A 16170-nucleotide genomic window follows, 5' to 3' on the forward strand; every position below is an offset into this window, starting at 1 on the left:
GAGGGAGAGCATGTTGGCGCAGTCATTGCGAGTCCATGAAATATGCAAGCAAAGCAGGGTAAACGGACCAGGCAACCGTGCTGTCGTCTGGGTGCAAGGCTGCTCCATCGGCTGCCGCGGCTGCTTTAATCCGAATACGCACCCGGACAAGCAAGGCGGTCGGCTCTATGAACCAGACTCTTTAGGGCAAGAACTGGGACGACTGCCAGTTGACGGACTGACCGTTTCCGGAGGAGAACCGCTGGATCAGCCGGAGCAAGTAAGGCGGCTGGTTCAGTCGTTTCGCCAGGTTCACTCGGGCACCGTCCTTTTGTTCACAGGCTATACAGCGGAAGCAATTTTGCGTTGCGAGGAAAAGCGCAAAGCCTTGCTTCTGTTTGACGTGGCGATTGCGGGGCCTTATCAGGCGCAGTCGGAGGAGATTTGGCATGGCAAGAAACTGATTGTGCTGACGAACCGGATCACGCCGGAAGAGTTGATTCCCCAACGAAAAGTCGAACTGGTTCAAGGGGAGCGTTCCTTGCATCTGACTGGTTTTCCTACCGCGAATATTCAATCGAGCCTGTACACATGGCTGTAGGAGGAGTACATACATGCTGCAAGATTTTGTCAAGGAAGTGGAGTATCTGATTCGCGCCAGATACAGCATCCTGTACATTTTTACATCGGAAGAGGAGCGGGCGCTCGATGTGTTCCAAGGGATTGGCGCCAGCCTGAACAAGCGGATTGTGACATGGACAGCGACAAAAGGTCTTGTGCTGAACGGGGAAGAGCTTGACCACAAGAGCACAGATTTTCGCATCGCTCTGACGATGGCCGAAGATTTGGCGAAAGAGCCTACGCTGTTTTTATGGTTTGATCTGCACCCGCTGCTGCGCGGATCGCATGTAAACATCAGAACGTTTCGCGAATTTGCGCAAAAGACGCGGACAGGCTTCCCTTCCAATTCGATTATCATCGCTCCTTCCCTGGAAATTCCTGTAGAGCTGCAGCATGAGATCACGATTCTCGACCTGCCTCTGCCTGACCTGGATGAAGTAATGCAAATCATCCGCAGCTTTACCGATGCGTACGTCGGCCGTCCGGGCATCGTGATCGACCAATCCCCGGAAGTCATAGAAGCGCTGGCCCGGGCCGCCGTAGGTTTGGGGCGCAACGAGATCGAGAACTGTTTGGCGAAGGCGCTGGTTAAAAATCGCGGAATATCCGCAAGCGATGTTTCTACCATTTTGGAAGAGAAGAAGCAGATTGTGCGAAAATCGGGGGTTCTGGAATACATCTCGACAGAATCGCTGAACCTGGAGCAGATCGGCGGACTGGAAAACTTGAAGCGCTGGCTGCTGAGACGAAAAGCGTCGTACTCGGAGGAAGCGAGACAGTTCGGCATCCAGTGGCCAAAAGGGGTCATGCTGGTCGGCGTTCCCGGTTGCGGAAAAAGCTTGTGTGCGAAAAGTGTGGCGGCTGCTTGGCAAATGCCGCTGCTCCGCCTGGACTTGGGACGGGTATTCGCGGGCATCGTCGGTTCGTCCGAAGCGAATATTCGCTCGGCGCTCATGATGTGTGAAGCCGTATCGCCGTCGATCGTCTGGATCGATGAAATCGAGAAAGGCTTGTCCGGCGTGGGCAGCGGTTTTTCCGACGGGGGAGTCGCCACGCGCATTTTTGGAACGTTGTTGACCTGGATGCAGGAGAAAAAGAGTCCTGTATTTGTCTTCGCGACTGCCAACAAGATCGAGCAGCTTCCAGCAGAGCTTTTGCGAAAAGGACGGTTTGACGAAATCTTTTTCGTGGACTTGCCTACGCCGGAAGAGCGCGAAGAAATTCTCAAAATCCATCTGGAGCGACTGAAGCGCAACCCGGCCCGTTTTGACATCGATAAGCTCGTCGAAGTATCGGGCGAGAAATACTGGGGGGAAGGCATACGCCTGACGGGTGCCGAGATTGAGGCTTCACTCCATGAAGGGCTGATCGATGCTTTTGCGAAGCGCAGTAATCCCGAGGAAAAAGATCGGGATATCGACACGGAAGATATTTTGCTGGCCATGCAGCGCACAGTTCCCTTGGCTAAAGCCAGGCGGGAGGAAATCGAGAAGCTGCGTTCGTGGGCAAAAGAGTTTGCCGTCCGCGCCAGCCTGGCAAGCCCAGCAAGCCCGGCAAATGCCATGGCAGATGGAGTCGCTCGCGAGGAGGCAGTCGGCAGGAATATCGATTTTTAGCCCGGGGAGGGATTCGCTTGAGCCACTGCACGACATTTTCGATGTCATTCCAGGACAAACGTACGCTTTTTCGAGCGTTGCGAACTTTGGGCTACCAGCCGGAGAACGTTGTCTGGACAGAATACAAAAACATGTTCAGTAAAGAATTGATGATTGGCGGAACCGTGCTCGGCAAGCTGCTGACCGGGTTCAAGGATGGGATTCACGTCTATTTCGAGGAGACAAAAGACGGGCTTATCCCTTACTTTGAATCGCATGATTTGTCGCCTGGCCTCCTTCGCCAGCGCTCCGCATCGCTGCTCTCCGAAATCAGGGAGGGGTATTTGCAGGGAACCGTCGAAGCTCTGCGCGACTCGATTGTGGCTGCGGGAGGAACGGTGACGGTAAGCGAGGAAAAGAGCGGACAAGTGATTTCCTATGTGCTGACGATCGGAACAGATGCGCGGAAGCTGCGGATTTCCATGAACGAGCAGGGAACGGTTGAAGAAGCGGTCGAAGGCGTGCTGGGACGTTCCTGTGCGGAGTTGACGGAAGGAATCGAGCAAAAGCTCTCCAGCCCAAGCGAGCTGGAACGAACATGGACACATGAGTACAACGCGACAGTGGAAGATCAGCAGATTCAAATTTTGAGGTTATATTAGCACAACAGGCAACCGCAAGATCGCCGCACTCCATGCCGGATGCGACGGTCTTTTTCTTTTTCAATCAACTTTTGCCCGGCTGAAAAAGGAGGCGGCATGCAAACCACCCCGGTTTTTCCGCCTGCAATCTTGCCTTGCGAAAAGCGCAATAACTCCTGTCAAAATGCGTTTTTTCGCTTCAAAATGAAGGATAAACTACATTTTCTAAGATGTATTGAAGTGAATTATTTCAAGATATATACTATTCTTGAAAATAGGTTCGCAAAGCAACTGCAAAGGAGTTTTCCGGCATGGATCAGCTCATAACGGAACGGATTCGCAAGCAGTATGGAAACTTGACAGCCAGCCAAAAAATCATCTCCAAAATCGCCCTCGAAAAGCCGAGCCTGCTCGCGATCCACACAGCCAAAAAAATCGCCGAGCTGACCAATACGAGCGAAGCGACGGTCATTCGTTTTTGCTACGCGCTAGGTTATTCCGGCTATACCGAGCTGCAGCAGGAGATCAAGAAATCGCTCTTGACCAGCGAGCAGACGAAAGGGCCGATCCAGAAGTACCGCGACACGGAGGCAGCACTGACGCGCAACAATTACGCCCACCAAGTCATGGAAACCGATATCGCCTACCTCCAGCAAGCTTTGCACCAGATCGACTACGAGTTGTTGCACCAGGCCGTGCAGAGCATCATTTCTGCCAACCGCATCGTTGTCGTCGGTTTTCGCTGGTGCCACATCCCGGCGAAGTGGCTGTTTTCTACCTTAAACGCGATCAAGGGCAACACCCATTTATACACAGGAGCGGTAGACAATGCCGACTATTTTTTGACCGAGCGGGATCAGGAGTGGCTTGTGATTGCGCTGTCCTTTCCTCGCCATCCGAGTGAAACAGTAGCGATGGTGAACTCGGCAAAAGCTTTGGGCGCGAAGGTGCTGGCGATTACCGAAGGCGAGCTGGCCCCGATCAGCCAGGCGGCGGATTTGTTGTTGAAAATCTCTACGCCGCAGCCGGTCGCCACCAGCGGCATGCCTACCTTGTTCTCTGTGCTGAATGCCCTTGTCAAAGGCGTCATGATCCACGACCCCGTCTCTGTGCAAAAAAGGCTCCAGCACTATGACGAAATCAGCTCGACGCTTTATTCGTTCGTGGGAGAGGGGGAGGACGACTTCACGATTTATTGAAACAGCCATTACGCGACTCATAAAGGAGGAACTTTTCATGTCTGTGCCTGTTTGGTTTGCAGCGACGGGAGACAGCTTCATCACCCGCGACCTGCCCTATCGAGACAATGCTTTTCGCGAGATTGCCAGCTTGCTTCAGCGCGCTGATGTGCGCATTGCCAATCTGGAGACGACCGTCCATGACAACGAAGGGTATCCGAGTGCGCAAAGCGGCGGAACCTGGGCCATGTCGCCGCCGTCATCGCTGCAAGTGATGAAAGACTACGGCTTCAACATGATCGGATGGGCGAACAATCACACCCTCGACTATTTGTACGGCGGGCTGGAAGCGACAGAGCGCCACTTGAACGAATACGGATTTGTCCATGCCGGAGCTGGCAAAAATCTGGCGGAGGCTTCTGCTCCCCGCTATCTCGAATGCGAGTCGGCCCGAGTCGCGCTGATCGCGGCGACATCGACCTTTCATCCGTGGTGGGCGGCGGGAGAGCAGCGTGCAGACAGCATCGGACGGCCGGGCGTCAACCCGATGCGCTATGTCATGACCCATCATCTGCCGCCAGAAAAGCTCGCCCAACTGCAAGAGCTGGCGGATTCGACAGACATTAACGCTTTCAGCAAAGTGTTGATCGAGGAAGGCTTCATGAATCATCCGGGCAAAGACGTGTTTTTGTTCGGTGCCTCCCGGTTTATGGCAGGGGAAGAGGCGGGAACATCGACACAGCCGCACCCACGCGATCTGGACAGGATGGTCAGACGAATCGGGGAAGCGAAGCGGCGCGCGGATTACGTCGTCGTAAGCATCCACGCGCACGAGATGAAAGGCTTGGACAAAGAAGTGCCTGCCGACTTTTTGCCGACTTTTGCCAAAGCGTGCATCGACGCCGGGGCACACGCGGTCGTCGGACACGGCCCGCATCTGTTGCGCGGCATTGAAATCTACAAAAACCGCCCGATCTTCTACAGTCTGGGAGACTTCGTGTTCCAAACCGAGCTTGTCACTTCGCAGCCAGCGGACTTTTACGAGCAATACGGACTGGACCATTCGCACAACGTCGCTGATGCGCTGGAAGCGATGAGCGCTGGCTATACGCGCGGACTGTGCGTGCACAAAGAAGTGTGGCAGTCCGTCATCCCGCTTTGGAAAATGGAGGGTGGCGAGCTAAGCGAGCTGGAGCTGCACCCGATTGAACTCGGCTTCGAGGAGCCTGTCTACCGGATGGGCTGGCCGAGGTTGAGTGCAGATCCCGAGATATTGCAAGGACTGAAAACGATGAGTGAAGCGTATGGAACCGTGATTGAGATCGAGGATGGAATCGGCCGCGTGAGGTTGAGAAAAGACTGAGTAATTGCCTTGCCCCCACCTATTGGAATGGAGTGATTCAGATGATGGCGAGAATCACCATGATCATGCTGTTCGTGCTGTACATGATTAACTACGCCGATAAAACGATTGCGGGTTATTCGGCTGTTCCTATTATGGCGGAATTTTCTTTGTCCCAGAAAGAATGGGGACTTGTCGGTAGCAGTTTCTTCTGGTTTTTCTCGATCGCTGGTATTTTGGGAGCGGCGTTGTCCGACCGGATCGGGACGAAAAAGATGCTCGCCATCATGGCCTTGTCCTGGACGGTTATCCAGTTTGGCGCCTACGCCATTGCCGGATTGCCGATGCTTGTGATCGCCAGGGTGTTGCTCGGAATTGGCGAAGGACCATTTTGGGCGACAGTCGTCAGCCACTTGAACAAATGGTTTCCCGAAGAAAAGCGCGGGCTTGTTTACTCCACGGTCAACTTCGGCGCGTTTGTAGGGGCAGTCGCTTCGGCACCGCTCATCGTTTCGCTCATTGACAGCAACGGATGGCGGTTTGCCTGGGCGTTCATGGGTGCGCTCAGCCTGATCTGGCTTTTGATCTGGCTGTGGGTCGGCAAAGACAGGCCGCAAGTCAGCATCGAGGCGGCGAAGACTGTGCAAGCACTGCCCAAGGCAAAATGGTCGGACTTATCCAAAGTTTTTCTGTCATCCACCTTTTTGTTCAGCTTTTTGATTTATTTCGCACAAATGTGGGGCACAACCTTTGCCGCTGTGTGGGAACCTGTCTACCTGGTGCAAGTGATTCACCTGACGAATCAACAAATGGCTTACGCGATTGCTGGCATGGGACTTTTGGCCGGATTGATGACGATCTTGATCTCCTGGACAGGCGATCGTCTGTACAAAAAACATCGGAGTTATCGCAAATCGTACGTGCTGGTGGGAGGAGCGTCCATCATCCTGGGCGGAATTTGCTTCTACGCCGTGACGCTGGTACAGTCTTTGCCGCTCGTGCTGATTGCGCTTTGCTTGGGAAAAGGGTTTGCTTTTTCCGTAGGGACGGCTGCCTCTGTCATCGTCAGCAGCATGTTGCCGGAGCGCACAGGTTTGCTGGTGGGCACGCTCTCCAGCCTCGTTACGCTCGCCGGAATCATTTCTCCGCTCGTCACAGGCTCGATTGTGCAAGCAGCGCCCAATGTGGGCATCGGTTTTGGCCAGGCGATGATCGTAAATGCCTTGTTGTTTGTCGGTTGCGGCGTGCTGTTCCTGCTCTTTGCCAAACGGGAAGAAAACAAGACAGCGACAGCAGCGCAAATCCCCACGATTTCCTAAAAGAAAAGCTTTATCATGCTCGTCTCAGGTGTTAAAATTTTCTGAAAAGGGGGTAGATGAGCGATGTATCATTTGAACGAAAATTTGCTGCAAAGCGCGCAAAATTTCCCAGACCATCCCGCCTACATATTTTTGGGGGAGACGACTACCTTCCAGGAGCTGAACCGCCGGGTCGATGAGCTGGCGCAAGGCTTGTCCAAGCTCGGGATTGGCAAGGGAGACGCTGTAGCGCTGATCATGGACAATCGACCCGATTTTGTAAGCGCTTACTACGCGATTTTGCGCGTGGGTGCGGCCGTTGTCCCGATGAACCCGATCTACACGCCGCGAGAAATCAGCTTCATTCTCGCCAACAGCCAGACAAAAGCGGTCATTGCCCTTGCTACGCTCGAACCTGTCCTGACACCCCTGAAGGAACAACTGGAGCATTTGACACATCTCATCTACAACGAAGCGACAGGCGACGAGCTGACATTGGCGCAGGTAGCACAAGCGGGAGACGGCAGCTTTGTGGAGCCGGAGCGAAACGAAGACGATTTGGCGGTCATTTTGTACACGTCCGGTACGACCGGGCAGCCAAAAGGGGCAATGCTGTCCCACCGCAACATGGCCTCCAACGCAGAGGCGATGGGAATTTTGTTCGAGCTGATCCCGGAAGATCGGGTAGTCGCGGTATTGCCGATGTTCCACGTCTTTTGCATGACGGTGTGCCTGAACGGTCCGATTCGCTACGGAGCGGCGATGATCATCATTCCGCGTTTCCACCCTGTCGAAGTGGTCAATACGATCCGCGAGCAACAGGCGACCTGCTTTGCCGGGGTGCCGACGATGTACAATTACATGCTGCAACTGCCGCATGCGACGAAGGAAGATTTCGCTTCGATCCGTCTCTGCTGCTCGGGTGGCGCATCGATGCCTGTCGAGCTGCTGCACAAATTCGAAGCCAAGTACGAAGTGAAGGTACTGGAAGGCTACGGGCTGTCCGAAGCTGCTCCGGCAACAGCCTTCAACCCGCTGCGCGGCACGAGAAAGCCCGGTTCGGTCGGGATAAACTTGCCGCATGTCTTGAACAAGGTCGTCGACCCGGAAGGCAACGAATTGCCGAGGGGCGAGGTAGGCGAGCTGGCTGTGCAAGGGCCGAATGTCATGCTCGGCTACCTGGGGCTGCCGGAAGATACGAAGGCCGCGCTCAAGGACGGCTGGCTGTACACAGGGGATATGGCGCGGATGGACGAGGAGGGGTATGTCTACATCGTCGACCGCAAAAAGGACATGATTCTCGTCGATGGCTACAACGTCTATCCGCGTGAAGTGGAGGAACTGCTGTACCAGCACCCTGCCGTGATCGAGGCGGCGGTCATCGGAGTTCCCGACGAGGTGCACGGCGAAGCGGTCAAAGCTTTTGTCGCGCTAAAAGAAGTGGCGGTTTCGCAGGAAGACATCGTCGCCTTTTGCCAGGATAAGCTGGCGAAATACAAGGTGCCGCGCCAGGTGGAAATCGTGCCGGAGCTTCCGAAAAACACCACAGGCAAAATTTTGCGCCGTTCCTTGCGCAAGTAAAACGATACGAAAAAACCAGACCCACGTCGAAGTGAGTCTGGTTTTTCTTTGCGCGAAAAAGCTATTCGTAGCGGAGATGGCAGGCGAGCTGGACCTTGAGCAAGTCTTCGGGACGGTGCAGGTCGATTTCCAGCAGTTCCTCCACTTTTTTCAGCCGCTGATAGAGCGTGTTGACGTGGATGTGCAGCTCGCGGGCGGTTTGCTGCGGCGACTGGCTGCATTTGATATACGTCACAAGCGTGTGCTCCCACTCCTGATATTTTTGTGGCTCAGCCCAAAAGGGAGCAAACACGTCGGCGACAAAAGCGTCAATGTCAGCCTGGCTTTGGTTGAGCATCAGGCGATTGACGCCCAGGTCGGCGTAATGGATGACACCGCTGCGATTTCGTGCCGCCAAGTAGTGCGCCGCTTTTCTCGCTTCCTCAAAGCTTTTGCCCAGATGCTCGACGCCTTCGATCATGCTGCCTACTCCAATCGACAAGGACGCTTCCTGGGCCCGCTCCCATTCCTCCACGGCTGTTTGCAGTTGCTCGCTCAAAGCTTTTCGCTCCTCTGTTCCATTCATTTGCAGCAGGAGTGTGACGTGATTGTGAAAGCCGTAGGTCAGCACTTGTGCAGGGGCAAAATCGCGCTTCCAGCGGTTCACTAGCCGATGGATGTTGGCTTCGAGCAGAGCGAGATCGTGGCAGTGACTCAGATGAGCGTAGACCACGAGGTAGTGGGCGTGCGGCACCAGTCCGAGTGTGCGGGCGCGTTCCAACAGGTCGTTGCCTTTGCTGCCGATTACTTCCTGGAAAAGGTCGTGGGCACGCTTGTACAAGACAGAGCTGATCGACTGCTTTTTCACCAAATCGAGAGTGAGCACGGACCGCCCTTGCTCAATTGTCATTCTCGCCAGCTCCGACAAGCCTGTTTTGGCGGAAGGGATGATCAGGCAGCCGAGCAGCACGCTGCCGTTGATCAGCGGATACAGGTAACAGTATTCGCTGTCCGCACGCCCTGCGGAATACAAGTGGACAAAAAGCGGGTGGCGACGTCCAGCCAGCAAAGTGTGCAGCTCGTCGCGGTTGAAGTAGGGGAGCTGGGCAAAAGCTTCGTGGCCCTCTTCCAGCCAGTCTACGAACTGAATGGGCTTGGCGGTCATGCGCGACAGTGCCTTCACAATTGTGGCCGCATCTTTGTTTTGCAGGGACATTTGCTTGATCGATTCGTGAATTTTGTTGCGCTTGATCAGATCATCATGCCGGGCTTGCAGTTGGGCGCTGAGTGTCGCCATGTTTTCATACGCCTGCTTCGTCTCGGCGTACAGCTCGGCATTTTGCAGCGCGACAGAGGTTTGATCGGCGAAGCCTTGCAACAGGGCGAGGTCGTAGTCGGTAAACTCGTTGTCTTGGTGAAATTGGTGCAGGACGAGCACGCCAATTCGCTTTTCGGCAATCGAGATCGGCACACATAAAAGCCCGTTCAAATTTTGCAAGTCTTTCGCGTGGTTCAACGAGTGAAAATTGTCCGCGGAAATGTCTCTCATCGCTTGCGTCGTCTCGGGATGGGAGCGATACAGGCGGGGTTGTCCGTCCAAAAAGACTTTCCCGGCGATCGACTCGCCGATTTTCAGGCGAAAGTCTTTGAACAGCGTGTCGTGAAAGCCGACGGTCGCTTTCGGCACGAGGCGGTCGATGGCAGGATCGTACAAATGCAGCAGTCCGGCGTCAGCGGCAGGGATGACGGACAGGGCATTGCCGATGATGTCACGAATGATCGCTTCGGTATCAAGCGTACCGGAAATCGAGCGGATGCCTGCCAAAAGTTTGCTCCATTCGGCGTTTTTGCTCGCAATCGCTTCTTCTGCGAGATGTAGCTTCAACCCGAGCCACAATAGCTCCCATTGATCATCCGTCAACGTGGAGGCCGCTTCCGAGGGCGAGTCCAACCAGATGAGCGCTTGTCCTTCCTCAGCGAAAAAGAACCGCAGCAAATGTTTGTCCTCGATTTCTTCATATCGGTAGCGCTCTTGCTCATGAGCCGGGAGCGTGGCGGGAGCGGTCAGCAAGGTCCCGAAAGCGACGGCAGCTGACGGCGTCACTGTATACGCCAGCCGAAATTGGCGGTCGCGCGGGAGGCGAACCCAGATCGACATAGGTGCAATGGCAAGCCACGCACTCAACTTTTCGTTCAAGTAGGAAAGAGTATGCATGTAGGCACCTTCCGTGTAGAGAAATGTATATAAAATTCATTTTATTTGTGTGTGCCTCTACATTGTATAAACAATTTCGAATTTATACAATATGGTTATCGAAGACGGAAGGTGGGAGTCATACATGACGACAACGCACAAGAACTACATCAACGGTGAATGGGTGGATAGCCATACCGGACAAGTATTTCCTAGCACGAACCCTGCCAATACGAGCGAGGTGCTCGGCTATTTTCAAAAATCCGATGGACTGGATGCGCGGTCTGCCATCGAAGCGGCAGCACAAGCTTTTCCTGACTGGGCCAAAAAATCGGCTCCGGTGCGCGGAGAGTTTCTGTTTACGCTCATTCGACTGCTGGAAGAGCAGAGAGAAGAACTGGCTGCGATCATTACAAGCGAAGTAGGAAAAACATTGCGGGAAGCGCGGGGCGAGGTGCTCAAGACGATTGCCTCCATGAAGCAGTTGACAGGAGAAGCCACTCGTTTGACGGGGCAAACCGTCCCTTCGTTTGATGAGCGTGTGCTGGGCTACACGGTGCGCGAGCCGATTGGCGTCTTCGCGATTATCGCGCCGTGGAACTTCCCGCTCGGAATCGGCCTGTGGAAAATCGTTCCGGCTATTCTCGCGGGCAACACAGTCGTTTTCAAACCTGCCAGCAACACCTCCTTGATCAGCGTCAAGCTGACGGAACTTCTGATCGAAAGCGGCGTGCCAAAAGGCGTTGTCAATCTGGTGACTGGTCCTGGCTCGGTAATCGGGGACGAGCTGTCCAATCATCCGCTGATCAAAGGGATTTCGTTTACGGGATCGTCGGAGGTCGGTTTGGCGTTAGGAAAAGCGGTCGGTGCCCGCGGCGGCAAAATTCAGGCGGAAATGGGCGGGAAAAACCCGGCAATCATTTTGGCGGATGCAGATATTGACCTTGCCATCGATTGCATCGTGACCAGCGGCTTTTTTGACAACGGACAGCGGTGCACGGGAACAAGCCGCGTCCTGGTCGTACCGGAAGTGGCGGAGGAAGTGAAGCGCAAGCTGGTGGAGCGCGCACGCAGCCTGAAAGTTGGCAATGGCTTCGATCCGGAAAGCCATAACGGCCCGGTCGTGGACGAGCATCAGCTTAACCTGTATTTGCATTATGTTCAAAAAGGCATCGAGGAAGGCGGCGTGCTGGAATGCGGCGGCCAGCGGCTGACAGACGGAGATTTGGCGAACGGTTACTTCGTCGCTCCAACCGTCTTTACCGGAATCACGCAGGAGATGACGATTGCCAAAGAAGAGATTTTCGCGCCCGTGATCGCGGTCATTGACGTCGATTCGTTCGATCACGCCATGGAAATCGCGAACCAGGTGGAGTTCGGCTTATCTTCCACGATCTTTACCAACGATCTGCAAAAAGCGTTCCAGTTTGTAAAAGGAATCCAGTCAGGCGTGACGCACGTCAATATGCCGTCTACCCATTTTGAATCGCAATTTCCGTTTGGCGGCAAAAAAATCTCCGGCCTGGGGCCGAGAGAGCAGGGCGAATCCGCGCTCGATTTCTATGTCGAAACGAAGACGGTTTACATCCGGCCATAAGTTCTGGATAGATAGGGGGAAGAGAGATGGAAGCGACGATTGGAGTCATTGGCATCGGTGCAATGGGCAAAGGGATGATCGGCAGCCTGTTGCAAAAAGGCTATCAAGTGTACGCGTATGATCCAAGTCCGGCGGCAAAAGAGTGGGCTGCGGAAAAAGGGGCCGTTGTCGTAGACAGCGTGCAAGCGATAGGGAGCGTGGCAAAGGTTGTTTTCGCCTCGCTGCCTGGCCCCTCTGTCGTGGAGGAGGTCGTGCTGGGACAGGCCGGACTTTTTGCCGAGCTTCGCCCAGGCAGCTTCGTCTTTGACACGAGCACGATCGATCCGGCGACGGCCAAACGGTTGAATCAGGCCGGGCTTGAGCGGGGCATTTCCTACTTTGATTGCCCGGTTAGCGGCGGGCCAGCAGGCTCGGCAGCAGGGACCTTGACGATCATGGTCGGGGGAGATGAAAGCAAGCTGCCCGAGATCATGCCGTACTTGCAAGGAATCGGCAAAGAAATTTTTTACCTCGGAGAGTCCGGTTCCGGTCAGGTAGCCAAGTTGTGTCACAACTCTGTCGTCGCTGTCATCACGGCCGCTCTTGGCGAAGCATTCAGTGTAGGGGCAAAAGCAGGAGTGGACCCGCACAAGCTTGCCGCCGTCATCGAGAAAGGCTCCGCCCACAATCGCGTGCTGTCTGTGTTTGGCCCGAATATTTTGTATGGCACGTACGAAAATGCGATCTTTTCGCTCGATCATATGCACAAAGACTTGCAACTGTACGCGGCTGCGGCTCGCGAGCAACACGTTCCCGTCCTCGTCGGCGGCACCGTGGCGCAAATGTATGAAGCAGCCAAGGCGCAAGGGAAAGGCAGCTGGGATTCTTCCGCTGTGTGCACGGTGACGGAAGAGCTGGCTGGTACGACGATCGCCAGATAAAGGTTTTGGCAAAAGCCGATGTTCCCGTTGGAGGGGCGTCGGCTTTTTTGCTGGAATGGCACCGGATGAAAGCAGTACGCCTATTCAGATAAGAAAATACCCCCGGGTGATCCCGAGGGGCGTTGAAGGCAAGTTAGTTAATCCGCAGCTCATCCCATGTCAAAGAAACAGGATAGGAGCCGTTTGGATAGTTGGGAGCTTTTTGCCACATGTAGAACACTACGGTTCGATTTTGGTTGTCGATCCCAATGTCGAGCGTATACCGATAACCTGGAACTTCCCAGCGTTTGACTTCCTGGTTGTTGGAATCAAAGGCGACGACAACCAGTACAAGGTCATTCGTCGAAGGTGTATACGACCAGTACGTATAATCACCGCATTTGATGATGACTGGAGATTGGCTAATCGAAAGTCCAGCAGGTTCCAAAATTTGAGCAGGTCTCATAATCACTTGATAGCTATTCCCGACTTATCCCCTTCTGTGGGTGAGGGTGTTCGTTCGAGCCTACACCGTGCGGGCGACTTTCATCGCACACGGCGTTCCATCAACAGTAAAAGAGAGAAAATGTACAACGGGCTATTCGATTGTACCAATTTTTATGTTTTTGAAGGCCTAACTAAAGTTATAGATTGACGGGATTTCCTCCTCTTTTTTGCATTTCTCCGATTGATATGGATATAGCCGACAAGCTCAATAAAAAAATGGGGGCAGACGTGAGAGATCATTGACATGCTGTTGTCAACATTGGACGTTTACAATTCGGTATAGACAAGGATTCGACGCCCTTATCAGTGGAGAAATCAGAGAAACCCCGGGAGGATCATATGAAGTACGCTTACGTTTACGTGCTGGATACGATGGCAGATTGGGAGCTTGGCTTGGTAATTGCCGAGTTGAACTCGGGTCAATATTTTAAAAACAGGGGGAGCCGTCTTCCTGTCAAAACGGTCGGGGCTTCCAAACGTCCGATCACGACAAAGGGCGGCATGACGGTTGTACCGGATGTGACGGTCGATGAGATCACGCTTAAAACCGCCGCGATCTTGCTCTTGCCGGGAGCAGACCGTTGGAATGATCCCGAGCATGCTCCAATCGTCGAGACAGCAAAACAACTGCTGCATGCAGGCGGCAATGTGGCAGCGATATGTGGAGCGACGGCCGCCCTTGCCAATGCCGGTTTATTGGATAAGCGTAAGCATACGAGCAACAGCTTGGATTATTTGACGATGTTTTGTCCGACATACAAAGGCGCTGCCTTTTATCAGGACGAGCAGATCGTCGTAGACGGCAATCTGATCACGACCAGCGCTGCTGGCAGTCTGCTATTGGCGCGGGAAGTGATTGCGCTGCTCGATCTGTTTAAAAAGGACACGTTGGAGGCGTGGTATCGCTACTTCCAGACTGGCGATGGCCGCTATTTTTATACGATGATGGAGACGATGCAGGAGCAGGAGGGATAGATTAAGCAAAAATGGAAGCAGCCATGAGCGTGGTTCCCTTTTTCGGGGGAAAAGTGCTGATTACAGGCGCTAACCCCCGCTTTTATGAAAAAAGTCGAGACGTTCTCTGCCTTGTATATGGGGCGCTTCTCAGAACAAAACCCGTCCCTCTTGTTCAAGCGGCGGGTTTTGTCGCGGATAGGCAATGCCCAAGTGTTCGCCTGTTCAATATTTCGTCTGGTAATAAAAGATGAAGCAGCACCAGCTGCCTAACTGCACCAGTATGATCATCGCGAGGACAAAAGCAAGCGAGACGCCCGGATTCAAAATGGCAACGGCAAACAGAACGTAGACGGCTGCCAGCGTGATGATCCACGAGGACGATTTTGCCTTCGTGCGGATCAGGTGGTGGCGTTCGTCCAATCCACGCCTTTTCCCGGCCAGTTTGTTGCCCCAATATAGACCGGATAAGCCGATGATCAGCCCGCCAAGCAAACCGAACAAACCGAAATAGGTATCGATCATATATTCTCATCTCCTTCAAAAATAAACAGCTCTTCAATGATGCAGCCGAATACTTGTGCCAGCTTATGCGCGAGGATCAAGGAAGCGTTGTATTTTCCATTTTCCAAAGAAATGATCGTTTGTCGTGAAACACCCACCTTTTCCGATAACGCATCTTGTGACCAGCCTTGCTCCAGACGTCTTTCACGAACGCGATTTTTCATCATACACCACCTGTAAAGCTAACTTTACGTAAAGTGTACTTTACAGGTGGTGGTGTGTCAAGTTAGCTTTACATGGAGTGGGAGCGGCTTTGCACCCAAACGTCAGCTTGCTTGACTGCTCGATGCTTTTTAGCAAAAAAATGACCTGCCCTATGAGCAAGGCAGGTCATTTCTTGCGCGTATGATCGATGTCAAGGCGATGATATACCCAATCATTGGCGAGACGCCGTATCCGATGATCGGTACAGGAAAGTTGCCGAAAAGCGTTGTCAGGAAAAGCACAGCAAAATGCACGCCGAGCGCGATGGAAACGATTTTGGCATGCGCAGAATGCAGGAACAGAAAAGGGGCAATCAGAGCGAGAATGGAAAGGACTCCGACAAGCAGCCAAACCATTCCCATGTCAGCAACCAGGTACAAAATTTTTTCGACATAGGGAACAGGCAATAAGCGATCGAGATTGATCCACGATATAACTGCGAAAATAAAGAGCAGGCCCACAGAGACAAAACGAAGGATGCTTCGATCTGCTCGACTCCATAAAAGAATAGCCATGGAGACAGTGAAGGCAGTAAGTTGCGAGGCATCTGGTTGCAAAAACAACAGCAAGGACGTTGCTGCCGTCAGCAGAAAGGGAATCCACCAGTTTTCGGCTTTTAATAGTCGCCATAAGTGCACGATGAAAAAGGGGATGACGATGCTGGCTACATGAAAACGTAAAGGGCCGAGCGCAATCCAGCGGTGCACATTGTCGATGCCGCTGTCCCAGAAGGTTAGCAGCAGGAAAGCAAAGAGCACTGCGATCGTGAGGATAATGTTCCGTGATCGATTTGTATGGGAGTGTCTGTTTCTGGCAAGGATGAGCGCGGATACGCTCCCGCCAATGATGGATACGATTATATTTTGCAGCCATATCGAGGGCGGGACTTCATGTATACTCATCGCCAAAGCACCAACGAAGGTGGCGGGTAGTAAAACGAGCAATGGCAGGAAAAATAGCAGTCTGAATTTCAGTATGATCTCTCCCCTTTGTCAATTCTGTGATGAATATTTGAAAAGTGCATGTATGCTTAATTG

General features: G+C 53.4%; 15 protein-coding genes. 10 read left to right on the forward strand and 5 right to left on the reverse strand.

The features are described from left to right. The first annotated feature begins 10 nt into the window (after positions 1 to 10). The 7 genes from HP435_RS14230 (at position 11) to HP435_RS14260 (ending at position 8235) form a co-directional block, all read left to right on the forward strand. Positions 11 to 580 carry a 4Fe-4S single cluster domain-containing protein gene (locus HP435_RS14230; protein WP_173595951.1) on the forward strand — a complete coding sequence of 190 codons (570 nt, stop codon included), beginning with the start codon at positions 11 to 13 and terminating at the stop codon, positions 578 to 580. Positions 581 to 593: 13 nt separating this feature from the next. Beyond that, a complete protein-coding gene (locus tag HP435_RS14235; RefSeq protein WP_173598767.1) occupies positions 594 to 2216 on the forward strand; it encodes an AAA family ATPase in 1623 nt (540 codons plus the stop codon). A 17-nt stretch (positions 2217 to 2233) separates the two neighbouring features. Continuing rightward, positions 2234 to 2857, forward strand: a complete 624-nt coding sequence (locus HP435_RS14240; protein ID WP_122963313.1) for a DUF2997 domain-containing protein — start codon at positions 2234 to 2236, stop codon at positions 2855 to 2857. 290 nt (positions 2858 to 3147) lie between these two features. After that, positions 3148 to 4035: a MurR/RpiR family transcriptional regulator gene (locus tag HP435_RS14245; RefSeq protein ID WP_063231037.1), complete on the forward strand. Its 888-nt coding sequence runs from the start codon at positions 3148 to 3150 to the stop codon at positions 4033 to 4035. Positions 4036 to 4072: 37 nt separating this feature from the next. Further along, the gene (locus tag HP435_RS14250) at positions 4073 to 5377 is read left to right on the forward strand and encodes a CapA family protein (protein ID WP_122963311.1); all 1305 of its coding nucleotides are present in this window, start codon (positions 4073 to 4075) and stop codon (positions 5375 to 5377) included. Between the two features lie 41 nt (positions 5378 to 5418). Beyond that, on the forward strand, positions 5419 to 6675 hold the full coding sequence (locus HP435_RS14255) for an MFS transporter (RefSeq protein ID WP_122963310.1): 1257 nt from the start codon (positions 5419 to 5421) through the stop codon (positions 6673 to 6675). 63 nt (positions 6676 to 6738) lie between these two features. Then, positions 6739 to 8235, forward strand: coding sequence for a long-chain-fatty-acid--CoA ligase (locus HP435_RS14260; RefSeq protein ID WP_173598768.1), 1497 nt, complete (start codon positions 6739 to 6741; stop codon positions 8233 to 8235). A gap of 61 nt (positions 8236 to 8296) precedes the next feature. Here the strand turns inward: HP435_RS14260 and HP435_RS14265 are convergent, their stop codons facing one another. Further along, positions 8297 to 10429, reverse strand: a complete 2133-nt coding sequence (locus HP435_RS14265) for a helix-turn-helix domain-containing protein (RefSeq protein WP_122963308.1) — start codon at positions 10427 to 10429, stop codon at positions 8297 to 8299. Between the two features lie 124 nt (positions 10430 to 10553). Here HP435_RS14265 and HP435_RS14270 point away from each other — a divergent pair, with 124 nt between their 5' ends. Next, positions 10554 to 12005 (forward strand): aldehyde dehydrogenase family protein, encoded by a 1452-nt coding sequence (locus HP435_RS14270; protein WP_122963307.1) that lies wholly within the window; start codon positions 10554 to 10556, stop codon positions 12003 to 12005. A 26-nt stretch (positions 12006 to 12031) separates the two neighbouring features. Beyond that, complete coding sequence (locus HP435_RS14275) at positions 12032 to 12925, forward strand: NAD(P)-dependent oxidoreductase (protein ID WP_122963306.1); 894 nt, start codon at positions 12032 to 12034, stop codon at positions 12923 to 12925. 133 nt (positions 12926 to 13058) lie between these two features. Here HP435_RS14275 and HP435_RS14280 read toward each other — a convergent pair whose 3' ends face one another. Continuing rightward, positions 13059 to 13376 carry a hypothetical protein gene (locus tag HP435_RS14280; RefSeq protein ID WP_141254150.1) on the reverse strand — a complete coding sequence of 106 codons (318 nt, stop codon included), beginning with the start codon at positions 13374 to 13376 and terminating at the stop codon, positions 13059 to 13061. 374 nt (positions 13377 to 13750) lie between these two features. Between HP435_RS14280 and HP435_RS14285 the strand changes: the two genes are divergently transcribed. Next, complete coding sequence (locus HP435_RS14285; RefSeq protein ID WP_122963304.1) at positions 13751 to 14386, forward strand: type 1 glutamine amidotransferase family protein; 636 nt, start codon at positions 13751 to 13753, stop codon at positions 14384 to 14386. Positions 14387 to 14590: 204 nt separating this feature from the next. Here HP435_RS14285 and HP435_RS14290 read toward each other — a convergent pair whose 3' ends face one another. The 3 genes from HP435_RS14290 to HP435_RS14300 all read right to left on the reverse strand — a co-directional run bounded on the left by HP435_RS14290 (position 14591) and on the right by HP435_RS14300 (position 16035). Beyond that, a complete protein-coding gene (locus tag HP435_RS14290) occupies positions 14591 to 14890 on the reverse strand; it encodes a hypothetical protein (RefSeq protein ID WP_122963303.1) in 300 nt (99 codons plus the stop codon). Next, the gene (locus HP435_RS14295) at positions 14887 to 15093 is read right to left on the reverse strand and encodes a helix-turn-helix transcriptional regulator (RefSeq protein WP_122963302.1); all 207 of its coding nucleotides are present in this window, start codon (positions 15091 to 15093) and stop codon (positions 14887 to 14889) included. Before HP435_RS14295 ends, HP435_RS14290 begins: the two co-directional genes overlap by 4 nt. 150 nt (positions 15094 to 15243) lie before the next feature. Beyond that, entirely contained in the window at positions 15244 to 16035 is a 792-nt protein-coding gene (locus HP435_RS14300; protein WP_063231029.1) for a hypothetical protein, read from the reverse strand. Positions 16036 to 16170 lie beyond the last annotated feature (135 nt).

Origin of the sequence: Brevibacillus sp. HD3.3A (assembly GCF_013284375.2) — a bacterium.
Taxonomy (GTDB): Bacteria; Bacillota; Bacilli; order Brevibacillales; family Brevibacillaceae; genus Brevibacillus; species Brevibacillus parabrevis.